This window comes from Pseudovibrio sp. W74, assembly GCF_001623085.1.
Classification (GTDB): Bacteria; Pseudomonadota; Alphaproteobacteria; order Rhizobiales; family Stappiaceae; genus Pseudovibrio.
The window spans coordinates 257497-282471 of record NZ_LMCJ01000008.1 but is presented as its reverse complement, the minus strand read 5'-3'; the positions used below and the strand labels follow the sequence as shown (position 1 = coordinate 282471).

Annotated in this window: 21 protein-coding genes; 11 read left to right on the top strand and 10 right to left on the bottom strand. The window is 52.2% G+C overall.

All coding sequences use genetic code 11. The features are described 5' to 3' along the window. The 6 genes from tssE to tssA form a co-directional block, all read right to left on the bottom strand. On the bottom strand, positions 1 to 507 hold the full coding sequence (gene tssE / locus PsW74_RS07585) for a type VI secretion system baseplate subunit TssE (RefSeq protein WP_057465259.1): 507 nt from the start codon (positions 505 to 507) through the stop codon (positions 1 to 3). Continuing rightward, a complete protein-coding gene (locus tag PsW74_RS07580; protein ID WP_057465258.1) occupies positions 500 to 1351 on the bottom strand; it encodes a type VI secretion system accessory protein TagJ in 852 nt (283 codons plus the stop codon). The genes tssE and PsW74_RS07580 overlap by 8 nt, the downstream gene beginning before the upstream one ends. An 81-nt stretch (positions 1352 to 1432) precedes the next feature. Further along, positions 1433 to 1963: a type VI secretion system tube protein Hcp gene (locus PsW74_RS07575; protein ID WP_057465257.1), complete on the bottom strand. Its 531-nt coding sequence runs from the start codon at positions 1961 to 1963 to the stop codon at positions 1433 to 1435. Between the two features lie 133 nt (positions 1964 to 2096). Further along, positions 2097 to 3602, bottom strand: coding sequence for a type VI secretion system contractile sheath large subunit (gene tssC / locus PsW74_RS07570; RefSeq protein ID WP_057465256.1), 1506 nt, complete (start codon positions 3600 to 3602; stop codon positions 2097 to 2099). Next, the gene (gene tssB / locus PsW74_RS07565) at positions 3595 to 4128 is read right to left on the bottom strand and encodes a type VI secretion system contractile sheath small subunit (RefSeq protein ID WP_057465255.1); all 534 of its coding nucleotides are present in this window, start codon (positions 4126 to 4128) and stop codon (positions 3595 to 3597) included. Before tssB ends, tssC begins: the two co-directional genes overlap by 8 nt. Before the next feature lie 42 nt (positions 4129 to 4170). Next, entirely contained in the window at positions 4171 to 5220 is a 1050-nt protein-coding gene (gene tssA / locus PsW74_RS07560; RefSeq protein ID WP_063288539.1) for a type VI secretion system protein TssA, read from the bottom strand. Positions 5221 to 5540: 320 nt separating this feature from the next. Between tssA and PsW74_RS07555 the strand changes: the two genes are divergently transcribed. After that, a complete protein-coding gene (locus PsW74_RS07555; protein ID WP_153041700.1) occupies positions 5541 to 6218 on the top strand; it encodes a protein kinase in 678 nt (225 codons plus the stop codon). On the opposite strand, the gene PsW74_RS07550 is transcribed toward PsW74_RS07555, so the two are convergent. From PsW74_RS07550 to PsW74_RS07535, 4 genes are all read right to left on the bottom strand, one after another. Continuing rightward, positions 6184 to 7197 carry a hypothetical protein gene (locus PsW74_RS07550; RefSeq protein ID WP_208980910.1) on the bottom strand — a complete coding sequence of 338 codons (1014 nt, stop codon included), beginning with the start codon at positions 7195 to 7197 and terminating at the stop codon, positions 6184 to 6186. The genes PsW74_RS07555 and PsW74_RS07550 overlap by 35 nt on opposite strands. Before the next feature lie 78 nt (positions 7198 to 7275). After that, complete coding sequence (locus PsW74_RS07545) at positions 7276 to 8451, bottom strand: hypothetical protein (RefSeq protein WP_063288541.1); 1176 nt, start codon at positions 8449 to 8451, stop codon at positions 7276 to 7278. Positions 8452 to 8479: 28 nt separating this feature from the next. After that, positions 8480 to 9865, bottom strand: a complete 1386-nt coding sequence (locus PsW74_RS07540; protein WP_057465251.1) for a cytochrome P450 — start codon at positions 9863 to 9865, stop codon at positions 8480 to 8482. A gap of 373 nt (positions 9866 to 10238) precedes the next feature. Beyond that, the gene (locus PsW74_RS07535) at positions 10239 to 11288 is read right to left on the bottom strand and encodes a LacI family DNA-binding transcriptional regulator (protein ID WP_208987886.1); all 1050 of its coding nucleotides are present in this window, start codon (positions 11286 to 11288) and stop codon (positions 10239 to 10241) included. Between the two features lie 458 nt (positions 11289 to 11746). Between PsW74_RS07535 and PsW74_RS07530 the strand changes: the two genes are divergently transcribed. The 10 genes from PsW74_RS07530 (at position 11747) to kduD (ending at position 24953) form a co-directional block, all read left to right on the top strand. Beyond that, the gene (locus tag PsW74_RS07530; RefSeq protein WP_063288543.1) at positions 11747 to 13648 is read left to right on the top strand and encodes an ABC transporter substrate-binding protein; all 1902 of its coding nucleotides are present in this window, start codon (positions 11747 to 11749) and stop codon (positions 13646 to 13648) included. A 97-nt stretch (positions 13649 to 13745) separates the two neighbouring features. Further along, positions 13746 to 14732 (top strand): ABC transporter permease, encoded by a 987-nt coding sequence (locus PsW74_RS07525; RefSeq protein ID WP_063288544.1) that lies wholly within the window; start codon positions 13746 to 13748, stop codon positions 14730 to 14732. 7 nt (positions 14733 to 14739) lie between these two features. Then, positions 14740 to 15882: an ABC transporter permease gene (locus PsW74_RS07520; protein WP_063288545.1), complete on the top strand. Its 1143-nt coding sequence runs from the start codon at positions 14740 to 14742 to the stop codon at positions 15880 to 15882. A gap of 12 nt (positions 15883 to 15894) precedes the next feature. Beyond that, positions 15895 to 16893: an ABC transporter ATP-binding protein gene (locus tag PsW74_RS07515; protein ID WP_063288546.1), complete on the top strand. Its 999-nt coding sequence runs from the start codon at positions 15895 to 15897 to the stop codon at positions 16891 to 16893. A 12-nt stretch (positions 16894 to 16905) separates the two neighbouring features. Next, positions 16906 to 17946 carry an oligopeptide/dipeptide ABC transporter ATP-binding protein gene (locus PsW74_RS07510; RefSeq protein ID WP_063288547.1) on the top strand — a complete coding sequence of 347 codons (1041 nt, stop codon included), beginning with the start codon at positions 16906 to 16908 and terminating at the stop codon, positions 17944 to 17946. Next, entirely contained in the window at positions 17936 to 19171 is a 1236-nt protein-coding gene (locus tag PsW74_RS07505; protein WP_063288548.1) for an HAD family hydrolase, read from the top strand. Before PsW74_RS07510 ends, PsW74_RS07505 begins: the two co-directional genes overlap by 11 nt. Positions 19172 to 19210: 39 nt before the next feature. Further along, positions 19211 to 21724: a hypothetical protein gene (locus tag PsW74_RS07500; protein WP_063288549.1), complete on the top strand. Its 2514-nt coding sequence runs from the start codon at positions 19211 to 19213 to the stop codon at positions 21722 to 21724. Then, a complete protein-coding gene (locus tag PsW74_RS07495) occupies positions 21717 to 22808 on the top strand; it encodes a glycoside hydrolase family 88 protein (protein WP_063288550.1) in 1092 nt (363 codons plus the stop codon). Before PsW74_RS07500 ends, PsW74_RS07495 begins: the two co-directional genes overlap by 8 nt. Continuing rightward, entirely contained in the window at positions 22798 to 24183 is a 1386-nt protein-coding gene (locus PsW74_RS07490; RefSeq protein ID WP_057465242.1) for a glycosyl hydrolase family 28 protein, read from the top strand. The genes PsW74_RS07495 and PsW74_RS07490 overlap by 11 nt, the downstream gene beginning before the upstream one ends. Before the next feature lie 11 nt (positions 24184 to 24194). After that, positions 24195 to 24953, top strand: coding sequence for a 2-dehydro-3-deoxy-D-gluconate 5-dehydrogenase KduD (gene kduD, locus PsW74_RS07485; RefSeq protein WP_063288551.1), 759 nt, complete (start codon positions 24195 to 24197; stop codon positions 24951 to 24953). The last annotated feature ends 22 nt before the right edge of the window (positions 24954 to 24975 follow it).

Here is a 24975-nt window from a genome sequence, read left to right as displayed (position 1 = left end):
TCAAGAACCTCGCTGGCGCGGTTTAGCTATTTGCACCGCATGCACATCAAGGTCGAACTCAGTGCGCAGGTACAAGGCTTGTGGCAAAGGTTGGGACCACAACTGCCCTTCAATCTGGAAGTCCAGACGATTGGAGCGGCGTGGCTTATTAGGTTCAACGATAGAAACCAAAAGATTATCTGCGATAAGGCGAGGCTCGAAATGTACGATTGCCTCATGCAAGATGTCTTCAATCTCTTCAGCACTTTTGCTTGTCATCGCGCCTAGGTCTGGAATTCCAAAATTTAAGACGGAGGACTGGACTTCGGGATAGGGTGTCAAATCAATATCTGATGCCAGGCGGGTTGTGTTAAAAAGCCACTCCAAATCACGTTGAATGGAATACCGAAGATTAACCGAACTGGTGACACGGGCTTCGCGAGGCTCCACCTGCTGAAACGGGTTGTCATCTGTAAGACGATCCAACAAAGACGGGACCAACCGATCAGCAAGAGGGCGTTCAGCCATGGCCTCCCTCCGTTGAAGATGCGGCATCATCTGCGCCCGTTACGGGGCCGATGTCCTTATGAATATCCAGTTCAGTGTCAAAGTTGATCGCTCGCACCTCAAGCAGAGGGATCTCTGCGCTTTCATGCGCAAACATACGTTGCCCGATCGGTCTGTCTTCGTTCCAGGTGGTTAAACGGGAAAGCTTGAGGTTTGGGTCGTCTGAATGAACAGTCTCAACGTAACGTGTTGGAATGAAACCATTTGCAGGGCCACCATTGACCCAAAGAAGGTTCACAGGTGTCCAGCACATGTCCCGCAGATCACGAGGCTCTGGAATTCTGATGGATTTGATTGCGGAGTACGGAACCCAGTAATAGGCGTTGCTCATCATAAGCTCAAGAACGGGGCCAAGTCGCGGGTCGGCATCTGCCAGCCACTCGAACTTTTCACCATTGATGGTTCCGGAAATTGCGTCTGCTTCTTCAAAGGCTTTATCCCGAAGCTCAATTGCCGCTTGTTCGTTCTTCTCACTATCGAACTTGAGGGCTTGAACCAGGAAAGAAAGCCATTCTTTGGGTTCGCCAAAGAGCAGGGGCGTCTTGTCGCCTGAAAAGACTTCTTCGCGCAATTGCTCCATATCCAGCAAGCGGGAGTAAGTCTCCACCATAGGCACGGCACTTTCATCAAACTGCCGGATGATTGGAAGTTGCTTTTTGGCTTTGAGCCAGTCTCCATTGACGCAATAGAGCTGGAAAAGGAGGATGCGTTCTTTGACGTCCTCAGGCTTTTTTCGCACTTGCTCCTGAGTGATCTTGAGCGCTTCTTGTAAATTACCTGTGGCTAGATGTTCCTTCGCAGGCATACGGGATCACTCCAGACTATTGCGATGAGGAAAGTTTGCCGGGGAAACCCCGGCAAACAGATAAGGTAGGAAAATACTCGATTATTTGACGACGAGGTCGCGAGTATTCTTGATGCGGCTCCACTTTTCGGTAAGTGTCTTGCCCATCGCACCAGTGGTATCCATCATGGTGTAATCAATCTGAACAGCACCGTATTCCATCTGGATGGATTCTTTACACTCTTCGTCGTTACCTTCCCAACTGATTTCCTTGATGGCAACCAGCTTCATTGTGAAGGTAAGGAAGATCACACCAGCCTTACCGGATGCACCACCTGAACGGCGAAGCAAAAGTGTCACGGTCTCGTAAATACCACCGTTACAACAAGCAAGGAAAAGGCCTGGCGAACCGCGGTCACTTTTCTTTTCAATTTGGAATTCTTTAAACTTCACGCGACCAGCGCCAGAACCGCCACGCATGGAACCGATGTCCATAGTGTTTTCAGCACCCATGCTGAAAGTGGCGATTTCGAAGGCCTTTTTTTTGGCCATTTCGTCATCTTGTGTTTCGCCTTCAATGGCGATAGCACCGGCACCGGGCCCCTCGAAGATTACATATGCATCAATTGACATGACGCTTGCTCCACTTTTTGTTGCTTACGTTGTTGTGGCACTAAACGGCTTGCCGCATGAGGCGTAGTGCCGATTAACAGCGTTTTGGATGGGTTGATAAAAAACGCTGCCGTCTTCCGCGTCAGCCTGAGGTTTATCCTCCCTTGGCTGACGGAAGCTTTGAAACCAGTCGCAAGGAAACCGTCAGACCTTCCAACTGGTAATGAGGACGCAGGAAGAACTTCGCGCTGTAGTAGCCTGGGTTTGAATCGTCGGCTTCGACGACCACTTCGGCTGACGCCAAAGGCTTTTCCGCCTTTGTCTGCTCACTGGAGCCTGCAGGATCGCCATCTACGTAACGCATGATCCAATCTTGCAGCCAGTTCTGAAGATCCTGACGTTCTTTGAACGAGCCAATCTTGTCTCGAACAATACATTTTAGATAGTGAGCGAACCGACAACTTGCAAATAAGTAAGGTAACCTAGCTGCAAGGTTTGCATTTGCTGTTGCATCAGGGTCCGTATACTCTGCTGGTTTCTGCAAAGACTGTGCACCAATGAACGCGGCTAAGTCTGAATTCTTTCGGTGTAACAATGGCATCATGCCATTCTTTGCAAGTTCAGCTTCACGGCGGTCAGTGATAGCAATCTCAGTTGGACACTTCATGTCCACGCCGCCGTCATCCGTTGGGAACGTATGTGAGGGTAGACCTTCAACAGCGCCACCAGATTCAACACCTCGGATGCGGGAGCACCAGCCGTACATCTTGAATGAACGGGTGATATTGGTTGCCATTGCAAAAGCAGAATTGGACCAGACGTACTTTGAGGAGGAGGCACCTGATGTGTCCTCTTCAAAATCAAACTCATCCACTGGCTCAGTAAGCGGGCCATAAGGCAGCCGGGCCAGAAAACGCGGCATTGCAAGGCCGATATAACGGGAATCTTCAGATTCTCGTAGTGATCGCCATGCGGCATATTCTGGTGTCTGAAAGATTTTGGTGAGATCGCGGGGGTTTGAGAGTTCTTGCCAAGATTCCATTTGGAAGAGGCTAGGGCTTGCACCTGCAATGAACGGAGCATGAGCCGCCGCGGCGATCTCTGCCATTTCGTTCAAAAGTGCCACGTCTGGTGGCGTATGGTCGAAGTAGTAATCACCAATCAGCACACCATAAGGCTCACCACCGAACTGGCCGTATTCTTCTTCGTAGATTTTCTTGAAGACCGGGCTCTGATCCCAAGCCGTACCCTTGTATTTTTTCAGGGTCTTACTCAGTTCTTTTTTGGAGATATTCATCACCCGGATCTTCAGCATTTCGTCAGTCTCAGTATTATTGACGAGATAATGAAGTCCGCGCCAGGTACCTTCCAGGCTCTGGAAATCTTCGTGGTGAAGGATCGTTTGAATTTGCTCGGAAAGTTTGCGGTCAAGTTCGGCAACAATTGACTCGATTGACTTCAGCGTATCGTCTGAAATCAGCGTCGTGTTTGCCAAAGCCTGCTCAGCCAGTGTTGCCACTGCACCTTCCACGGCTTCTTTTGCGCTGTCTGACTTGGGTTTGAATTCTTGAGTGAGGAGAGATTCAAAGTTATTGGGATCAATAGCTTCAACCTGTGCCTCTTCGGCTTCGACTTCCGGTTGTTTTTCAGCTTCAGCCATTATTTTCGTCCTTCTCTTCAGCAGCAGCATCACCTTCCTTCGGTGTGGCAGCTAGTGTTTGCAAAAGGGCAGGATCATTCAAAACCTTACCGATCAACTCCTCGGCACCGGACTTGCCGTCCATATAGGTCATCAGGTTTGCAAGTTGAGTACGGGCTTCCAACAAGGTACGCAAAGCGTCAACTTTGCGGGCAACGGCTGCTGGAGAAAAGTCGTCCATACTCTCGAAGGTCAAATCAACACTGAGATTGCCTTCGCCTGTGAGGGTGTTGGGAACCCGGAATGCCACACGTGGCTTCATCGACTTCATGCGTTCATCGAAGTTGTCGACGTCGATCTCAAGGGCTTTTCGATCCCCTACAGGAGGAAGTGGATCTTCGGGCTTGCCAGAAAGATCAGCCATCACGCCAGCCACGAAAGGCAGCTGGATGGTCTTCTCTGCACCGTACAATTCAACATCGTACTCAATTTGCACTCGAGGGGCTCTGTTCCTCGCTATAAATTTCTGACTACTTTGTTTTGCCATGTGATCGGGTTCCCGGTACTTTTGTTCTTATTCAGACCTGGGTTATTCGATTGAACCAGAATGCTCGTCATCGTCGTCGGGGCGTACCCCTCTGATATTCAAAACTTGTGCTTCCCCATCTGGAGCGAGGTCCTTGATGATGGAATAAAAGTCGAGATCAACAAGACGTCGGGCCCGACCCAGTAGAAGTGGAACCGGACTTGAAGGTTCGCTACGCTTGTAATACGCACAAACTTCATCAAGAGCCCTTAACACGTCAGTTCGGTTTATAACTGTTCCGGTAAAACTTGTGCTTTTCTTGCCTGTTCGGGCTTTAACTGGTCCATCTTCCTCAGAGTCAGGTTCTCCATCTTCCTCCTCCTCTTCCTCTTCGATTTCCAGTGCTGGAGCCAATAAAAACTGCGCTTGACGCAACTCTCGCAGCAGGTCGTCAAGGATCAGGCCACCGTGCTGCGCGAAAAAATCCCGGATATGCTCGGATGTTTTGATCGCGGTTTCGATTGCATTAACAACCTCTGCAATGTTTTCGCGATCAGTCTCTCTGAGAGCTGCGTCATAAGAGGCAATGTCCGGCCTATCACGACCATCAGGCAGTTCAGTCTCCCCGCGGGCAATAGCGATCTCGTTGAGAGACCATGCCCCGAAGATACGAGACTGAACCAAAGCGGCATTTCTGATCAAAGCAAGCGTTGTGCGTCTGTCGTTGAGAGCGGAAAGGACATTCGCACGCATGATCGGGTCATGCCCCTCTGCGGGATCAAGTTCTGGATGTAGCGTATCCCAGAAGGAATCCAGCATTTGTGCAATGAAATCCATGCCTTTGGCGAAGCCTGGATACCCTTCAATTGCAATTAGAGATTGTGCGTGAATGATGGCAACGCGAAGATCGTAGGTCCGTGTAAGCAGTTGGGTGGAGAGGCGCAGCGCCTCCTTCCAGTCAGGCTCTTCCCCTTTGATAATGGCTTCCCCGATCTGGTGATCTTGGGTGCCACTGGCAGCAGTCTCCATCGTCAGGAAGTCAGGATCGTATTCAAGATCCGGCCCGCAAGGTGCATTCTCCTCAATAGGTTGAAGGGAAGCCGTTGGATCCATTCGAAATCTATCCCGCTCTGCTACTGCTTATTGGGACTGGAAGTCCGATCACTACCAAGTATTTGCGCATAGGATTGGTAGAGGTTGCCAAATGAGTGGGGCGACCACTCGAGATGAGCCTATAATATTCCGCAAGATCATTTCAATGTGTGTACAGTGTAAGAGGAACTGGTAATATCGTTATTAACTCGTTGACTTGATAGGGAAAAGTATCTCTGCAACCAGAACACTCTGACAGATATGAGGATATTGTGTTGGAACCTGCAAAGAACACATCAACAAGCACTGTCAGGTTTTACAAGTGCCCGTCGACAAAACGCATGTTGGCAGAGAAGACGCTCATCTCATCATCTGCTCCGCAGCAACTTTTTTTTAGAGAAGCAAAAGCCCTGCAGCGCCTGTCAGGCACCATCGCGCCGAAGTTTGTAGCGCTGAAAGCCGAAGACGGAAACATCAAGTTGATTATGGAGTTGGTGGAAGGCCAAACACTTGCCGACAAGATGAGTAAGGCGTCGCTTTCCTCAAATGAATGCGTCCAACTCTGTAAGCAATTGGTTCTGACGATCAATCATCTCCATAACGCAGGGATTGCTCACCTAGATCTCGCTCCCAACAACATCATGCTAAGCAACCAGGGAGAGCATGGCTTAGTCATTCTGGATTTTGCCTATTGTGCCTTTGCGGATGAACTGCCGTTTGTAAGACCCCGTAGCAGTTTTACTGGTCATTTGAACTATGCCGCACCAGAACAGCTCGGGTTAGGCACGGATCAAATCACAGAGAAAGCAGACCTGTATGCACTAGGCTTGATTATACGCGAGATGTTTGGATATCGGGATCATATCAAGGACACATATGAAGCTGCCATTGCGTTTCGGCAGAGCAATCCTGACCTCAGAAAATTACCGCCAGACTGGCGGCAAATGGTTACTCAACTGCTGAAATTTGTGCCGGGTGAGCGCGTTAGAATATTAACGCACAGCGACTACAGCACCTAGTCGTAGGTTTGATGTTAAGAGCTGCGGAGAGGGCATAGGCGAGCCCAATGGCAGCCTCCGTTCGGGCAAATAAACCCGCATTGAGGCGTGCGGATGCTCGAAGTGATGCGCGTGCAGATGCCCTCATGGAAATGCGGTTTGCATTGCGAAGCCAGTCAGCCTGACCAATGTTCAGATCAAGATCACTCAGATCCACTTTCGCTGTCGGCAGTTTCAGGTTCAGCTGTGGCAGCAATCTGGAAAAGAGGCTTAGCTTTGCAGTAATGCGAGCCCAGGCTTTGACGTTTCCTGAGAAAAGACTTTCGCCAAAGGCCAGCTGCAAAAGACCAATGATGTTCAGAGCGGCTAAAATTTTGAATGCTGCTTTCAAATCGAACTTGAAGCCAAGGTTCCAGTTGCCAAAGTCAGCCAACATCTTAGCAAGAGCCTTCAGATCAGCCTGAGCGTTCATATTCAAATTCTGCTTCAGACCCAGATCAACGAGCCCAAGCAAAGGCAGATTAATTTTGGCCTTCGGGAGAATGAGATTTAGCTTGCCAAGATTGAGATTAAACGGGTTCAGTCCGAGCCCCTTAATCTGAAGGATGAGTTGCGCGGCAAGCCCCAGCTTCGCAAGGATATGACCAGGAAGGGAACCAAGCTTCAGCGCAAGAGGAAGTGCGAACTTCGCTGAGGTTTGCGCAAGTTTTTTCAGTTTTAGCTTGGCAGCGGGAAGTGTCGCAGACTCTGTCACCCGAAGAGCCAGGTCGGCAGCTGCAGTCAGGCGATGATTGATGCTGGCGTTCAACGCCAAAAGTTGCGCAAGGCTCAGGAAGTTGAATGGACGAAACCGCATGAACAGATGGGGGGATGTGACACGAAGAGAAGGTCCTTTGATACGCGGCAAAGCCGTCGCTTCTCCTGCCTTCAACACAAGAGGAACAAGCAGGTTGAGGTTGATGTCGGGAATGATATCTGGACAAAAACAGAAGCAAGGCAATGCGGGGTGCTCCTTCGGCTTGTTTCCGTAAACAAAGGTCGCCCCATGCTACAAAGACCGCAGCATGGGGCGTTTAGATCAGATAGAAATCTTCTGTTCGATATCTTTCAGCGCAGCTTCAATCGGCTTCTTGATTGAAACTGTTACACCGAGTGGGTTTTTCTCGAGCAAGTCGATCAGTTTATCTGAGGCCATATGCTTGTTGAGCGTTGTGATACTTGCAGAGAGCTTTTTCGCAACAGCAACTTTCTGCTTTGGATCAGCTGCGCCCCAGTCTTTCAGACCAGCGAGCACCGCATCCAGATTCCCTTGCAGGACGCTGGCTGCACCAGTCAATGCTTGAGAGGGTCCCTTAGCCTGAATGAGCTGCATCCGTGGGTCTGAATGTGCTTTTAGCTTGGCAAGGAGGCTACCAATTTCTGTTTCAACATTTGCACGTTGAACCTGAAACTCTTTGATCGCGGCAAAGACCTCTTTCTGGTCGACCTTCTCTGGTGTTGGAGCTTGCGCCAACAGAGCAAGCATTGCTTTCACACCTGATTGCGTACCGGGATCGTCCAGCGCATTGACGGAGGCTTCAACCGCTGCAAGTTGCTGCCTCAGCTTGCCATCATATTCCTCATCCTTGCCGAGAGCTTTCTCAACTTTATGGGTGAGTGCAGCCAGGATCGACGTCAGCTTGTCACGTAGTATTTCTTCTTGTGCTGCGTCTTCCGCGGCAGCTGCTGCGGCATCTTCAGCAGATGTGTCCTCGTCGTCTTCAGTGTCTTCCAGACTTTCGCCGCTGGCAGCCAGTTCTTCATCAGTAAAGGCTTCATCACTGCCGGAGTCTGAAACTTCATCAGTTTCATGAGAGAACGTATCCAGCATATGATCTGGAGTCTCTGCACCTTCTTCCTCTGCGTGATCAGAGTGAACGGTGTTGCCCTCTTCATCTTTTACATGGATCTTGAAGTTCAGCTTTTGGCTGATTAGGAACTTACGCATCATCTTGATAAGCCCTTGAGTAGGTGGCTTACCAACGCATTCGATGGTCATTTCCTTACTTTTGATGGTCACAACCCCACACATGCTCTTGGGGTTCTGGGTCTCTTTCTTCACCGCGACCAAAAGCATCTTTGGCTTTTTCCGCGGGTGAATCATCAAAGCGTCGTCTTCCTTTGGATTCTTGTTTGGCGAATACGCAAAGTTGACTTCTTGCTTACGTGCCTTCTGAATGCCTGCTTTTAGCTGTTGTAGTTCTTTGGGGTCCATTGGGTAACCTCGACGTTTGATCTTCCGACTACTTACTAAACTTCCTTTTATGTACTTTACATAAAACAGGTCTCGACGGTTTTAAATAAAGAGTACTGTCTGGGCGCACGTCATCAGTGTTGAGCGTTTCAAAATCAAACATGGTACACAATCGCGCGATCACTTTAATTCCAAGAAAGGTGACGTAGCTGGCGCCCGTACACATTCTCGGGCCCAAACCAAAGGGGAAATAGCTCCCAAGTGTTGCTTTCGCTTCTCCGCGCGAAAATCGATCAGGATCGAACATATCTGGATTTTCCCAGAATGAACGGTGGCGATGAACAACCCATGGACTGATGATTACCATGGATTCCTTAGGGATTAGAGTGTCCCCAAGTGTCGTGTCTTCTCGGGCAACGCGGGAAAGATAAAGCACGGGTGGATAAAGACGCAGGACCTCTTTAAAGACGTCCCGCGTAAAACGCAGGCGGGGCAGGTGCTCATAAGAGATACGGCCACAAGCTGTCACCAGCTGCACTTCTGTTCGAATGCGCTCAACAATCTCTGGGCATTGCGCAAGAATATAGACAGACCAACACAGCGCTGCAGATGTTGTTTCGTGGCTAGAGAGGAAAATGCTCGCGACCTGGTCAACAAGTTGTGATTTCGTAAAACGCTTGCCGGTCGATGGAACACGAGCATCCTGAAACACTTGAAAGAAGTTTTGAGAGTTCGGAGGCTTGTTATGCATGTGCTCGTCAATGATTTGCGAAATGACAGCACGCACGTCTTCTGCGGTCTTCAAGGCAGCTTCCGTAAACACCGGCTGTGACCGACCGGTAAAACGCTTCAGATCTAACGCTGTCCCGGCAACTTCCTCCTCATATTTCATTATGGAGTCGAAACATTGGTGCTCCAGCTGGATCTCAATGGGCTTTGAGAACACACAGCGGAAATTAACATCGGCAACCAGAAAGTTGATCTCTTCAGCCAGTTTGACGGTTTGACCAGTTTCAGCGTGTTGCTGAAAACGCTCAACAAAGGAGCTTAGTGCTTCTTGCAGATAGCCAAACGAGATGCGGACACTGGTGTTGGAGAAAATAGGCGCAACCATTTCATGCTGGTCTTGCCAGTCAACACCTTCTGCAGAAACCAGACCATTATGCAGGATCGGCTTCAACAGTTCTGCAATTCCGCCGCCTTTTGGGAAAATCGCTTGTTGCTCTTCCAGGACTCTGGACAGCAACTTGGGCTCATTTACGAGGAATTTACGCGGGTCATCATCGTCAAACTGAAAAATCGCGCACTCGTACAGCTCCTTTGGGATGACACCAAGAGGGTCAGAGCTCAAATAATTACTGAAGTTTCTCCAGCCTTCTGCGGCTTCTCCCGGATAGGGTGCTGGCGGACGATATAATGAAATCTTGTTTTCCATTATCTACATTCATGTTGCGGCGGAAATTGGAATACTTCCGCACATTTCCCAACATCATCAGCGCAAGCCGAAAGGAGAAGTAGGTGAGAACCCATGCGCAATAGTGCTTTGCGGGAATATAGAACAGCCCTCTTAGAGATTTGCTTTCGGGACGCCGCAAATTTTGTTTGATTGCTAATCAAGAGAAAACACTCTGAGTAACCAATGGTTTTGGTCTCATCAGACACAGCGGTAAAAGTAAGAGCTATAGGGCTTTAGGCCTGATGTGATGACAATAGAAAGCAAGGCAAACCCACTCAAATATGGCTGCAGAAAACGTCTTCTAACCTTACTTGAATCTAAAAGAGATCCCCTGAGGGAAGGTGTTGGCGTGTTATGACTTGGAAAAAGACGAGTTTGGAACGCCCGTACTGTTGCGCAGGATCAAGCGGCACCCAAGCTCCACGCGGCGCGCACTGCGCTCGCCATCAGGCAGGGTTAAAGCTTCTTCCAGCAGATTCAGCGCGACGTGACCGATCTCTTCCATGGGAACGTGGATGGTAGAGAGGGAAGGGCTGGACAGTTCGCCAAACAATGCATTGTCAAAGCCCATAACTGAAACATCGTTGGGGACGGAGTAGCCGTGGGTCTGTAGGGCTTTCATCGCACCAAGCGCAACGTTGTCTGCTGAGCAAAAGAACGCGGAGTACGGGGAGGGACCATTGTGTTCGCTCAGCCATTTGCTGAAGTTGGTCTCCACCACATCCTGTTGATAGTCGCCAACATCGATAATGTCGGAGACAGGAACGTCGAGCCCTGCTTGTCGGAAGGCATCCAGAAACCCTTCAGTCCGTTGCTTCGCAACCCGCCGATTGCCCCAGGTGAGCAGCGCAATCCTTTTATGGCCCAGTTCCAGCAGGTGATCAGTCGCGAGCTTTGCCCCAAAACGGTTGCTGGGGGCAACAGTATCCACTCTCATCGACTGATCCTGCCCACTCAGGATAACGGAGGCAGACGGCAGCTTGTAGAGCATATCGATGAGACATTGCCTGTCATCCTGCATGACTGCGATGCCTTGGGGGCGGTGTTTTGCAACGGCCTCCACAATATTGTCCGGATTGATTTCATTTTCTTCCTCGATCTGAGGAATGAGGCGAATACCACGGCTTTGGCATTCTTTCCTGAAGGCGTTCAGCATGGTCCAGGCCACAAAGTTGCGGTCAGACTTAGGGAAGGCTTTCTTGGTGCCAACCAGTAGCACTGTAGAGAGCAGGGAGATAGAAGCCTTACGTCTCCGCTTGGCGAGGTAACCGGTCTCACGCGCGATGCCTAACACACGTTCCTGCACTTCACTGCCGATGGGAGCAGAAGCGTTCAAAACGTGGGAAACAGTGCTGATTGAGACGTTCGCAAGCTTTGCGATCTGCTTGATACCCGTTGCCACGCGACTTCCACCATTCATCAATAAGACAGGCAATTATTGAATGAAAATCTTTTCATGTGCAACGCCTACGTGCGCACCGCTGTGTATCACTGAGAGGAACTGATCGATGAATATTACTTATCCAATACGCATTTGATGCTCAGATAACTTCGCAGTGATATTCGTGATTATGATCTAAGATGATGAATAGATTTAAGAAAATCTGCATCGCTCAACTTTTGGTGGCAAATGAGCCAGATTGAGTGATGACCTTGAAGTAAGTTGAAGAACCAATCATGAAAAAATTTTCATAAAGGCGCCTTGTTGTCAAACGGTGCTCCTGTCATCTTTGCCGTGTAACTGATTGTCAACAAAGTCATATTCGGGCTGCGATGTGCAGTGGGGTGGGCTTGTTGCATTAATAGAAGTAATGCGTTTTGGCGGGGAGGATCTGGCAAAACGTGTTGGGGGAGAATTTGATGAAGAGCGTTACACTCACGTCGATTGCTGCTTTGACGCTGCCGTTTCTGGCCGCCAATGGCTGGGCCTATAACGAGGCGCCCATGCTCAAGCAGTTGGTTGAAGCCGGTCAATTGCCACCGGTTGAAGAGCGTCTGCCGAAAAATCCACGCGTTATTCCTGTCTACGACAGCATCGGCACCTATGGTGGTGTCCTGAAACGTGCGTTCAAAGGCCCGAGCGACCGTTGGGGACCAACCAAGCTCATGGAAGAGCGTGTGGTTGAAACCTACATGGATGGAGACAAGAACCTGTCTCTGGTTCCAGGCTGGATCGGCGAATACTTTGCAAGTGAGGACGCTCGTGAGTTCACCTTCACAATCCGCGAAGGTCTGCGCTGGTCTGACGGCGCTCCCGTCACCACCCGCGATGTGCGGTTCTGGTATGAAGACGTCTTCCTCAACGAAGATCTGATGCCCTCCATCAAGGCGCTGTACACCTCCAACGGTGTGCCAATGAAGCTGTCTTTTTCTGATGATTACACCTTCACAGTTTCCTTTGAGAAGCCATACCCGCTGTTCCTGACCGTTCTGGCCAAGGAAAGCACGGGCCGTCCGGGTCTGGATCGCCCTGGCTTCATCGAGCCATTCCACTACCTCAAAGACTACCACCCAGCCTACGCTGATCCTGCCAAGCTGGAGGCAGCCATTGCCAAGTATGGTGCCAAGAAGTGGACGGATCTTTGGGATTCCAAAGGCCAAATTCAGGCGTGGTGGTTCAACCCCAATATGCCGGTTCTCACCGCATGGCGCGTGAAGACACCGCCGCCCTCCGACACCGTGGTCATGGAGCGCAATCCTTATTACTACGGCGTGGATGCAGAAGGAAACCAGCTTCCTTACATCGACCAGATTGAGCACCGCCTGTTCCAGGATCCGCAAGCCATCAACTTCATGGCGATTCAGGGCGAGATTGACCTCCAAAACCGCCACATCAATGTGGCTGACTTCACATTGCTGAAGGAAAACGAGGCCAAGGGCGACTACACCATTGAAAAATGGACCAAGGCGCTGACATGGTCGATCATTCCGAACCTCAATTCCAAAGATGAAGTCAAGCAGGCTCTGTTTGAAGACATTCGCTTCCGCGAAGCACTAAACATCTCAGTTGACCGCGAAACCATCAACGAACTGGCGTTCTCCGGTTTGGGTGAGGCGCGTCAGGCTTCGCCGATCTCCGGTTCTCCATTCTACGACGAGGAAGCTGAAGCGCGTTGGACAGAGTATGACCCGGACAAAGCCGCAGAGCTTCTGGATGCAATCGGCCTGACCGAGCAAGATGGGGATGGCTATCGTCTGATGTCTGATGGTCGTCGTCTCAGCCTCGTGCTGGAAACTCGCTGGGACATCCAGGGTGAACTGCTCGAAGTGGTCCGTACCTACTGGCAGGATGTGGGCATTGAAGTGCTGGTGCGTATCATCGATCGCACGCTTTACCAGCAGCACGTTGATACGGCGGACTTTGATATGGTCCTCGACACGTTTGATCGTTCCTCCGTCATTACAGCTGACCCACTTCGGTTCCTTGGTCGCTATGGCTTTGCACAGAGCTACTTCAACTGGTGGAGCACCAACGGTAAGGCTGGTGAAGAGCCGCCGAAAGATCATCCGATCAGAGAAGTCTGGAAAGCATGGGAAAGCGCCCAAACTGCACATAGCCTTGAAGAAGCTAATACCTATGCGCAGCAGATGGTGACCTTGCACAAACAATACGGTTGGCATGTGGGGCTCGTTGGTGAAACGCCTGCAATCTACGTGCGCAAAAACAACCTGAAAAACTTCCCTGCGGGGTTCGTCCACGACGACGCTTTACGCGGCGTTGGCCTCGCATATCCGCAGCAGCTCTATTTCTCCCAAGATTAACCTGCCTTGCGGTTGAACTGGTGGCGGCGATCCCGATGCCGCCGCCAGTTCACAACTTCAATGCGTCCTTACAAGTACAATAAAACGGAAAAGGGATATGGCAGGTTATATTGCGCATCGCCTACTGTGGTCGATCCCGACATTGATCGTTATCACGATTGCCACATTCGTTATCATTCAGCTTCCACCGGGTGATTATGTAACAGCATACATTGCAGAACTGGTAGAAACTGGCGAAGTTATTGATGCGGAAACAGCCGCTCACATTCGTCATGAGTTTGGTTTGGACCGTCCAATGTACGAGCAGTTCCTCACATGGATCGGCGGAATTCTGCTTCATGGTGACTTCGGGCTGTCTCTCGACTGGAAACTCCCGGTATCTGAGCTGATCTGGGATCGTATCGGTCTCACCCTGCTGATCTCCATGCTCTCATTGTTGATGACATGGGCGATCGCTATTCCAATCGGCGTATATTCCGCCACGCGTCAGTATTCATTCCTCGACCATCTGTTCACCGTTCTTGGCTTCCTCGGGCGCGGTATTCCGGACTTCCTACTGGCCTTGGTGCTGATGTGGATGGGCTTCCTCTACTTCAACTTCCACGTTGGCGGACTGTTCTCACCAGCCTACGAAAATGCACCGTGGTCCTTTGCAAAATTCGGTGACCTTCTCTCCCACCTTTGGGTACCCGTTCTCGTACTCTCTACCGGTGGTGCAGCTGGCCTGTTGCGCATCATGCGCGCCAATATGCTGGAAGAGCTGGGTAAACCGTATGTTGAGACCGCCTATGCACAAGGCTTGAGCGAACGACAGGTCGTCTGGCGCTACCCGGTGCGCGTTGCTCTCAACCCGTTCATCTCCACCGTAGGCTGGGCATTGCCTGCACTCATTTCTGGCGATGTCATCACGGCTGTGGTGCTGAACCTCCCGACAACCGGCCCACTGCTTCTGCGCTCTTTGCAGAACCAGGACATGTATCTGGCTGGTGGCTTCATTCTCATACTGAGCGTCTTCACCATCATCGGCACGTTGCTTTCAGACATTCTGCTGGTGCTGACCGATCCACGCATTCGTCATTCGTGAGGGCACTATGTCAGAGCAAACTTTAAGTGATACTGCTGTTGAACCTGCAGTCGAGGTGAAGGAAAACTCCTCCTACACTGCCAAGCCACTGACCCTGATGTGGTGGCGCTTCAAAAAACATAAACTGGCCCTCTGGTCTCTGGGCGTGATCATCCTGCTTTATCTGGTTGCCGCATTCGCTGGCTTTCTGGCGCCGTATGATCCGTTCAAACACAACAGACTTCACCCGTTCGTTCCGCCGCAGTCCATCCACTTGTTTAGTGAGGATGGCACGTTCCAGGGCCCGTTCGTCTATGGCCTGAAACGTCAGCGTGACCCAGAAACCGCGCGTCTGTCTTTTGAGGAAGATACCAGCAAGATCAATCGCATCCGGTTCTTCGTCGAAGGTGACAAATATAAGTTCTGGGGTCTTGTTCCAACCAAACTGCGCTTGTTTGGTGTCGAAGGTCGTCGCAACCGGATCTACATTCTTGGAACGGACAAACTTGGTCGTGACCTGTTCTCTCGTTTGGTCTATGGCGCTCGTGTCACGCTCTCCGTTGGTTTGATCGGCGTGTTCTTCTCCTTCGTGATCGGCATTACACTTGGCAGTCTGGCAGGTCTCATCGGCGGAACAATTGATACTGTCATCCAGCGTATGGCCGAACTCGTCCGCTCCATTCCAACCATCCCGCTCTGGCTTGGTTTGGCAGCTGCTCTTCCGGTGAATTGGGATCCGATCCTCGTTTACTTGCTCATCACGGTCATTCTGGCATTGATCGGCTGGACCAACCTTGCCCGTGTGGTGCGTGGCCACTTCATGACCATCCGCAATCAGGATTTCGTGCTGGCAGCTCGTCTGTCTGGTGCCTCCAAAACCCGCATTGTGACCCGTCACATGCTGCCATCCATGACGTCCTATGTGATCGCAGCAATCTCATTGGCAATCCCGGAGATGATCCTCGGTGAGACAGCACTCAGCTTCCTTGGTCTGGGTCTGCGTCCTCCGGTCATCAGTTGGGGTGTGCTGCTACAGGATGCTCAGAACCTGCGCTCAATCGCTCTGGCTCCGTGGCTCCTCATTCCTGGCGTAGCGATTGTTGTGACAATCCTTGCTTTCAACTTCCTCGGCGATGGCTTGCGTGATGCTGCCGATCCCTATCAGAAATAAGGAGAACGGATCATGCAGGATGAAACCATTCTCGAAATCAAAGATCTCAACATTTGCTTTGAAATGCGTGAGGGGACCGTCAATGCCGTTAATGGCGTCAACTTTTCCGTCAAACCAGGTGAAGTGCTTGGCATCGTAGGCGAAAGCGGTAGCGGAAAGTCCCTGAGTGCCCGCTCCATCATGAACCTGCTGCCCCGCAACGCAACAGTCACCAATGGTTCTGTAAAGTTCCGCAAGAGCGATGGCGAAGTTGTCGATATCCTTGCTGAAAAGCGAGAAAGCCGGAAGATGCGTGAACTGCGTGGCGGCCACGTAGGTATGATTTTTCAGGAGCCTATGACAGCTCTCAGCCCGGTGCATTCCATCGGCAAACAGATCATGACCACGCTAAGCCTGCATACGGGCCTTTCTAAAAAGGCGCAGGTGGAACGGGCAGCAGATCTGCTGGCTATGGTGCAAATGCCAAAGCCTATGGAAATGCTGAAAAAGTACCCACATCAGCTCTCTGGCGGCATGCGTCAGCGTGCCATGATCGCCATGGCACTTTCCTGTAACCCAAGCCTGTTGCTGGCTGATGAGCCCACAACCGCGCTGGATGTGACCACAGAAGCGCAGATCCTCGACCTCATCATGTCCTTGCAGGACGAGTTGAACATGGCGGTGATCTTTATCACCCATAACTTCGGTGTGGTGGCAGAAATCGCAGATCGTGTCTCGGTTATGTATCTGGGCAACGCGGTGGAAACGGCTGCCGTAGATGACATTTTCTACAATCCAAAGCACCCGTACACCCGTGCATTGCTGCAATCCATCCCGCGTCTGGATGGGCAAAAACATCGCCGTCTGCAAACAATCGAAGGCATGGTGCCTGATCCGTTCAACCTGCCAACAGGCTGCGTGTTCCACACGCGCTGCGCTGAAAAGATGGCAGGCAAATGCACCAGCCAGATCCCTGAGCTGACGTATTTTGAAAACGATCAGATGGCGCGCTGCCATCTCCATCAGGCATAAGGGCGAACTCCCATGACAAACATTCATGTACCTGATGATGCGCTGATCAGTGTTGAAAAACTGCAGATGCACTTCCCGATTAAAAAGGGATTTCTGGGCAGAGAGCAGGGCGCAGTCAAAGCCGTAGATGACGTGTCTTTTTACATCAGAAAAGGCGAAACTCTGGGTATCGTGGGTGAAAGTGGCTCTGGCAAATCCACCACCGCACGTGCTTTGCTGCGAGCTTATGAACCGACCGGCGGGAAAATTCGCTTCAAAGACCCAGATGGTGTCTGGCATGACCTGACGCACAAGTCCGAAGCTGAAATGCGCAAGTTGCGCCAGCACATGCAGATGATCTTTCAGGATCCTTATGCATCACTCAACCCACGTATGACGCTGCTGCAACTGGTCAGCGAACCGCTCGTCAACATCGGCGTCACCAACAAGAGCGAACTGGAAGACTGCGTTGCGGATCTGTTGAGCAAAGTGGGCCTGCGCCCTGAGAACATGAGCCGCTATCCGCACGCATTCAGTGGTGGTCAGCGCCAACGCATCGGCATTGCTCGCGCATTGGCATTGAACCCGACCTTCATCGCAGCTGATGAATCCGTATCAGCACTGGATGTGTCCATCGCCGCGCAGACCATCAACCTGCTTCAGGACCTGCAAGAGCAGATGGGGCTGACCTATCTCTTCATCACCCATGACCTGAGCATGGTGGAACACATCAGTGATCGTATCGGCGTGATGTATGCTGGGCGTTTGGTTGAGGTGGCAGACACAGCCAGCTTCTTTGAACAGCCGCTGCATCCATACTCAGATGCACTGCTGGCCGCTATCCCAATCCCGGATCCTAAGCGAGCCCGTGCCAAGAAGCGCGGTTTTGTCAAAGGGGAGGTAGCCGATCCGGCGAACCTGCCAGTGGGCTGTGCGTTTGCCAGCCGGTGTCCGCATGCATCTGAGCTTTGCCACATGTCCAATCCGGAATTGACTGAAACAGCAGGTGGTCGGTTCGTCCGCTGCCATCACTCTGCTGACCTGAAGCTACAAGAGGCCAACTATGACCAATAAAAACGGAAGCCTCATTGCCTTGAGGCAGGGTCTTCAGGAAACCGATGAACTCAACCTTGCGCGTAAATTTGCACCAGTGCTGCGACTGGACAGATCAGAACCATGGCGCCCGACCGCTATTGGGTTCACGGTTTTTTTGGAGGCAGGCAAGTCTCCAAGTAGCAAGTTTGAGATTGCGCCTAAAGCTGACCGCGTCATCGAATACGCGATCTTCTGGGACTATGACATTCAGCATCTTTACGATCTGGAGCACATCTGGGTTCATCTCGATGTAGACGATCAGGTTGTCGCCGTTGAAGCATCTCAGCACGGCAAGCGCGTTGAAATGAAGAACGGTGATGCGCTGCCAATTGAAAATGGCCGCGTCACGCTTTGGGCAGAACCAGGCAAACACGCCCACTTTGCATCCCGTGATGCCATGAAGGAACGCGAAGCTCACACCCGTTACGAGTGCTCGTTGGGGGCGGGGGTACATGGTGTTCATATGGGGAATCCATTCTCGCAAGAGTTTGGTGAGGTCACTCCATATGAACACCGCCTCGCACGCCTGCAAATGCAGCGTTTGATGATGGAACCATCCTACGCCGAAACTCTGCGCTGGGATTGTGCTGAAGGCGATCTGGTGCCATGGGCTCGTGCGGAAAGCTGGATCCCTGAGCGGGTGAAGCACCTCATCAACGATCTGCGCAAAACCCTTCCGCATTTCAAAGCCATCTTTCTGGATTGTGGTGACACGCTCATCGATGAAGGCACTGAGATTAAAAAGGAAGGCAGTGATGTTGCCTACGGTGCTGAGCTCCTGCCACATGCCCGTGAAGCGCTGAACACGCTGGTTGCCCGCGGCTACCGCCTTGCTCTCGTGGCTGACGGCCCACGCGCAACCTTTGAGAACATTCTGGGGCAGCACGACCTGTGGGGTCATTTCGAAAGCCACACCATTTCAGGTGATGTGGGTGTTCTGAAGCCAGATTACAGAATGTTTGAGTGCGCCATATCTTCACTCGGGCTGAGCGAAACAGATGCAGGCAGTATCGTCATGGTTGGCAACAACCTCGAACGTGACATCAAAGGTGCGAACGGAGCAGGTCACAAGAGCATCTTCCATAAATGGACGCAGCGCAGAAATGTGGTCCCGCAAGACGCTAGTGAAGAACCTACTCGGATCATCGCTTCGCTTCACGAGCTGGTCAGCTGTATCGAGCAGATCGAGCTTTCGCTTACCTGAAGTCCTATAAAAGATACCCCATTTACAAGGAGTGGTTTTGTGCCAAAAACACAATTCCCCTGGCAGATCAAAAAGGGTGAGTCCTTAAGTTATTGGGAGGTCTCTGGGCTGACGGAGACACCCTTTGCTGGCGAGGCAGATACTCTGCCCGACAAAGTGAACTACACCTACATCAACGGTTTCACCGATGTCGGCGACCTCCCATGCCGCATTGCCTTCTGGAATGACATGAAGGGCAGGGATGTTACGTGCCCGCATGATGCCCAAATGGCTGAAACTCGCATCCAGCCGTCACAGTCTGTGTTGGACTTCAGTGGCTTCTGGTTCTGCCCAACCCATCTGCAACGCGTTTTGCGCTGTGTGGTGAACGCACCAACTACAAGGAACTATCAGTTCCGCGTCCACACAGCCGGCGGTGTACGTGTCTGGGTGAACGGTGAGCCCGGTTTTGCATTCGAGCCTCTGGTCCGGAATAAACCGCAGGAAAGCCTTGAAACGCTTGCTTTGTCTGAAGGTGCCAATGAAATCGTCGTGCATCTGGAAGACATTGCCGAGCGCGACACCGTTTATTCTCTCGAGCTTCTCTATGAGGGCTCAGAGGAAACTGACGCTGATCTGCAAGTCGGCCTGAGCGCTACATACGATGCGGAGGCCTTGAGGGAAGCAGAAGCGTTTATCTCCAGCGTCCAGCCAGACAAACTCTACTACTCCGAAGGACATGTGGAACTGCAGTTTGAAGGCTCCTTGCCAGAAGACGCTCAGGTCCACGTTGAAACCCTGCCATTGCTGAAGCCAACGCTGGCGGGCAGTATGGGCACCTACACCTTGCCCAAAGGCGCAAATCGTCTGGTCGGTCCACGTGTCGATGATCTGGCTCCGGCCACCAACCTCGTGCGGGTCACCTTGTTCACCCAAGGCCTTGGTGTTGCTCGGGAAGTGGGCGTTGTCTGCCTGAAGGATCTGGAAAAGGGCACTGGCTCAACACTGGAAGAGCGCCGCAATGAGCTTTTAACATCCAGCGCTCAAACAGGCGAAAGCCATCTCTCCCATGCTTTGGCAAAACTACATGCGGGCACTGATCTGGACACAGCCGAGAAGCTGCTTCTTGAAGCGCTGAGCAAGATTTCCCGCCGCGAAGATTGCGCCGACTTTGCGTTCCTACCGCTACTCTGGATTTGGAAAGATCATGCATGGACAAAGTTCTCAGAGCAAACCTGGCGCCGTGTCCGCTCTACAATCCTCGGCTTCCGCTACTGGTTTGATGAACCGGGCAACGATGCCATGTGGTTCTGGAGTGAAAACCACACGCTCTGCTTTCATGCCTCTCAGTACCTTGCTGGAATCATGTTCCCGGAAGATCTCTTCCTCTGCTCTGGCAGACAAGGCCAGCATCAAAAGCAGGTTGGCTATGAGCGGCTGTTGAAGTGGTTTGAAACCGTGGAACGGGACGGACTGGCAGAGTGGAACTCCATTCCATACTACCCGATCGACTTTATCGGCCTGACAGCACTGTATCATCTGGCTCAAGATGCTGACATCCGTGATCGCTCCAAAGCGCTCATGGACTCTATATTCCAAATGATGGCCCTGCACACTCAGTCCGGCCTTCCTGCGGGTACTATGGGGCGGTGTTACGACAAGGATATCTTCGCAGGCCCGGCAAGTGAACTGGCAACGCTCTGCCATTTCGCATGGGGCAACGGGTTTGTGTCCTCCGGCAACTTCGCCTCAACGCTGGTTGCGCTCAGCGACTACGCACCGCCGGAAGAAACCAGCACATATGCGTCGGTACCTGAAGGACGTGCACTGGAAACCAGCTACACGCAGGGTCATGAACATGCAGGCAAACTGAAGCTTTGCAAAACTGCGGATGCACAGCTTTCCACCGTCGTAGACCACAAAACCGGGCAACACGGCCACCAGCAGCATGTGCAGGATGTCATGCTCGCAGGCAATCCATATGCACGGTTCTGGATCAACCATCCGGGTGAAACCCAGGTTTGGGGTAGTGGTCGGCCTTCTTACTGGTCCGGCAACGGTACGCTCCCGCGTGCGGATCAAACGGGCCCAGTGGGCCTGATGATTTTCAATGCCGCCGAAAACGAGACTGACTTCACCCACCTCTATGGACCTCTGCACATCTGTGATGAGCATGAGCTCACTGGCAACTGGCTCTTTGCGCGTGTCAAAGATGGTTTCACCGCCTTCTACACTGCAAATGGCATGGAGCCTCTGCAAACCGGCTGCTTTGCAGGTGTTGAGTTCCGCAGTTCAGGACGCCGCAATGCATGGGTGACCGTAACAGGCTCAGCTCAAATCGAAACCTTCGCAGAGTTCAAGGCACGTCTGCTCACCAGCAGCATCAGTTGGAATCTAGAAACATTGTCCTTAAGCGTTGAGTTCAACGGGCAGGGCAACCTCTCGCTCAATTGGGAAGGCGAGTTGCGCGTCAACGGCAAGCAAAGTGTCTTCGAAAACCTCAGCCCGGTCCCTCGCATTGGCCTGAAACGACTTGATCAGTCCAGCTTAACTCAGGAGGAAGCCCATGTTTGAGACATCCAGGCTTGAAGATGCTCTGGCTCTGACAGCAGATGGCTTCCGCAGTCTGAAGGGCATCAACGATACCCCGTCAGAACTCGACAATGACGGCTCCATTCACTTTGATGAATGGGACTGGGAAGTCGGTGTAGGTCTCTACGGCTTTTACAAGCAGGCTTGCAAGACCGGCGATGAGCGCATGAAGCGCAACCTCGCCAACTGGTATGACATGCAGATCGCCCGCGGCCTGCCACCGCGCCAGATCAACTCCACAGCCCCCATGCTCTGCCTTGCTTTGTTGGCTCGTGAAACCAACAACCAGCGGTGGAAGCAGATCGTGACCGATTGGGCTGAGTGGTTGATCAACGATATGCCCAAAACCGTTGATGACGGCTTCCAGCATCTGGTCAAGGAGCGCGAGAATGACGGTCAGCTCTGGGATGATACGCTGTTCATGGCAGGTCTGTTCATGGGGGTGGCTGGCGAATGGCTGAACCGCCCGGATTGGGTGGAAGAAGCCTACTACCAGTTTCTTGTCCATGGTCGGTACCTGTCAGATCCGGTGAGCGGCCTCTGGTATCATGGCTGGACCTTCCTGGGGAACCACAACTACGCGCAAGCTTTCTGGGCCCGCGGCAATGCGTGGATCACCATCGCAGTGCCGGAACTGTTTGAGCTGGTCGGTGAACGCTATGGTCCGGCAGTTCGCCAGATTAAAGCGCTCTACCGCCGTCAGGTGGAAGCCTTGCTTCCTCTCCAGTTGGAAGATGGCATGTGGCCAACTCTGTTGGATCAGCCAGACTCTCCACCAGAAACTTCCGCCACCGCAGGCTTTGCTTACGGTCTGCTGCGGGGCGTGAGAACAGGCATCCTGCCGGAAACCTACTTGCAACCCGCACTCAAGGCCGCGGCTGCGGTTCTGCAGCGGATTGATGCAGCTGGGATCGTGCAGGAAGTCTCTGATGGCACGGCCATGGGGCATGATTTTGAGTTCTATCGGAACATTCCGAACACTCCCACACCATACGGGCAGGCACTGGCAAGCCTTCTTTTGATTGAACTTCTTGCCGCTGAGGAATTATTGCAAGATGTCGCTTAATACACACCATGTCACTGTCTCAGACGGCGAAAAAGACATAACGCAGGCCGTCCAGCAAGCAATTGATGCAGTTCACGCAGCCGGTGGTGGTCAGGTCGTGCTGCCAAGAGGGCAGTGGGTCTCAAAGGCGCTGAAACTCAAGTCTTTTGTTGACCTGCACCTGCCAAACGGCTGTGAGGTTTCCTGCTCCACCAACTATGCAGACTATGAAGCAGGCAAAGTCTCTGTCATCGCAGAGGACTCCGATCGCGCCTTCATCACAGCGCGCGATCAGCAAGGCATCTCCATTTCCGGCAGCGGTACCATTCATGGCCACAGTGCAAAATGGTGTGGTCGTGAAGGTCTCTTTGAAGGGACGTTCTGGCCCAAGATGCTACGCCCGCGTATCGTCGTCTTCGAAAACTGCAAAGACGTCAGTCTGACTGGCATTTCCATTGTCGAAGCACCCATGTGGACCATCCACCTGATCGCCTGTCATCAGGTAAAGGCAGAAGGTCTACGCATTCTCAATGATATGCGTATGCCAAACACCGATGGCATCAACTTCGACAGTTGCACCGATGCGACCATCTTCAACTGCGTGATCCGCGCAGCCGATGATGCGGTTTGCGTAAAAACCTGCCGCAAAGAAGATGAAAGCCTCAACGGTCCGGCAGAACGGATCATCGTCAGCAACTCCATCCTCTCCTCAAAGTCTTGCGCGCTAAAGATCGGCACGGAAACCTATCAGGATGTGCGGGATGTGCTGTTCACTACGTGCACAATCACCGAATCCAACCGTGCCTTTGGCATCTTCTCCCGCGATGGCGGAGATATCGAGCGCATCCGCTTCTCCAACTGCACAGTGCAATGCGAGCAAACGCCAGACGGGTTCTGGGGCAGCGGCGAGGCGATCACCATCAATGCCCTGCCGCGTATTGCTGGAGATGTGCCGGGTTATGTGCGCGATGTGTCTGCAGATGGCATCACGGGTCGCGCTCAAGGGGCGATTAACATTGTTGGTCACGAAACCCAGAAGATCGAGAGTGTTTCGCTTAGCAACATCCAGCTCACACTGGAAACCGGCAAGTTCTCGGATTCTTACTATCTCGACCTGCGCCCAAGCCCGCACGATGTGAACCTGCTCGATAATCCCGAGCAAGGCCGCCGCAACGCATGGGTCAAAAACGAGGCAGGGCAAGTCCTCGGCCTTGAGCCCTATCCGAACGGATTGCCGGGCCTCTGGCTGGATCATGCCAACAACGTCCGTTGCAACGATGTTGTGATCCACAGACCCGCACCGCTGCCGAAAGGCTGGTCGACGGAAGAGGCGGAACTCGGCCATGTCACCAACGTTTGCTTCAGCAAACCTGCAAGTTCTCACAGTGTTGTTTAGGAATAGGACATATGCTGAAACAGTTTGATTTGAATGGAAAAACCGCAATTGTAACCGGCTGTGATACAGGCCTCGGTCAGGCCATGGCCGTTGGTCTGGCAAAGGCGGGCTGTGATGTGGTCGGCGTCAACGTGGTCGAGCCAAAAGAGTCAGTGGATTTGATGGCGGAAACAGGTCGCAAGTTCTTCGATCTGCGTGCCGACCTGAGTAACAAGGAAGCGCTGCCGGGCATCGTTGCTGATGCTGTTGCAGCCACTGGACAGGTTGATATTCTCGTCAACAACGCAGGCATCATCCGCCGCGAAGAGGCTCTGGACTTCTCAGAAGACGACTGGGATGCGGTGATGAACCTCAACATCCGCTCACTCTTCTTCCTCTCTCAGCTGGTTGCAAAGCAGTTCGTGAAACAGGGCAACGGCGGCAAAATCATCAATGTTGCCTCCATGCTTTCCTATCAGGGCGGCATTCGCGTGCCATCCTACACCGCCTCCAAGAGCGCTGTTCTGGGCCTGACCCGTGCATTGGCAAATGAGTGGGCGAAACACGGCATCAACGTCAACGCGATTGCTCCCGGTTACATGGCAACAAACAACACCGCAGCGCTCCGGGTGGATGCTGATCGTAATCAGGCCATTCTGGAACGCATTCCGGCGGAGCGCTGGGGCGAACCGGCGGATGTTGCAGGACCATGCGTCTTTCTCGCGTCTGAGGCAGCCTCATATGTCAACGGCTTCACCATTGCTGTCGATGGCGGCTGGCTCGCCCGCTAACTGAAATACAAAGCCAAATGCA

Excerpts from the sequence above, each read along its gene's own strand:
- kduD (WP_063288551.1), top strand. The coding sequence starts at position 24,195 with ATGCTGAAACAGTTTGATTTGAATGGAAAAACCGCAATTGTAACCGGC.
- PsW74_RS07530 (WP_063288543.1), top strand. The coding sequence starts at position 11,747 with ATGAAGAGCGTTACACTCACGTCGATTGCTGCTTTGACGCTGCCGTTT.
- PsW74_RS07540 (WP_057465251.1), bottom strand. The coding sequence starts at position 9,865 with ATGGAAAACAAGATTTCATTATATCGTCCGCCAGCACCCTATCCGGGA.
- PsW74_RS07575 (WP_057465257.1), bottom strand. The coding sequence starts at position 1,963 with ATGTCAATTGATGCATATGTAATCTTCGAGGGGCCCGGTGCCGGTGCT.
- PsW74_RS07555 (WP_153041700.1), top strand. The coding sequence starts at position 5,541 with ATGTTGGCAGAGAAGACGCTCATCTCATCATCTGCTCCGCAGCAACTT.
- tssB (WP_057465255.1), bottom strand. The coding sequence starts at position 4,128 with ATGGCAAAACAAAGTAGTCAGAAATTTATAGCGAGGAACAGAGCCCCT.
- PsW74_RS07490 (WP_057465242.1), top strand. The coding sequence starts at position 22,798 with ATGTCGCTTAATACACACCATGTCACTGTCTCAGACGGCGAAAAAGAC.
- tssA (WP_063288539.1), bottom strand. The coding sequence starts at position 5,220 with ATGGATCCAACGGCTTCCCTTCAACCTATTGAGGAGAATGCACCTTGC.
- PsW74_RS07515 (WP_063288546.1), top strand. The coding sequence starts at position 15,895 with ATGCAGGATGAAACCATTCTCGAAATCAAAGATCTCAACATTTGCTTT.
- tssE (WP_057465259.1), bottom strand. The coding sequence starts at position 507 with ATGGCTGAACGCCCTCTTGCTGATCGGTTGGTCCCGTCTTTGTTGGAT.
- PsW74_RS07580 (WP_057465258.1), bottom strand. The coding sequence starts at position 1,351 with ATGCCTGCGAAGGAACATCTAGCCACAGGTAATTTACAAGAAGCGCTC.
- PsW74_RS07510 (WP_063288547.1), top strand. The coding sequence starts at position 16,906 with ATGACAAACATTCATGTACCTGATGATGCGCTGATCAGTGTTGAAAAA.
- PsW74_RS07545 (WP_063288541.1), bottom strand. The coding sequence starts at position 8,451 with ATGGACCCCAAAGAACTACAACAGCTAAAAGCAGGCATTCAGAAGGCA.
- PsW74_RS07525 (WP_063288544.1), top strand. The coding sequence starts at position 13,746 with ATGGCAGGTTATATTGCGCATCGCCTACTGTGGTCGATCCCGACATTG.
- PsW74_RS07520 (WP_063288545.1), top strand. The coding sequence starts at position 14,740 with ATGTCAGAGCAAACTTTAAGTGATACTGCTGTTGAACCTGCAGTCGAG.
- PsW74_RS07505 (WP_063288548.1), top strand. The coding sequence starts at position 17,936 with ATGACCAATAAAAACGGAAGCCTCATTGCCTTGAGGCAGGGTCTTCAG.
- tssC (WP_057465256.1), bottom strand. The coding sequence starts at position 3,602 with ATGGCTGAAGCTGAAAAACAACCGGAAGTCGAAGCCGAAGAGGCACAG.
- PsW74_RS07495 (WP_063288550.1), top strand. The coding sequence starts at position 21,717 with ATGTTTGAGACATCCAGGCTTGAAGATGCTCTGGCTCTGACAGCAGAT.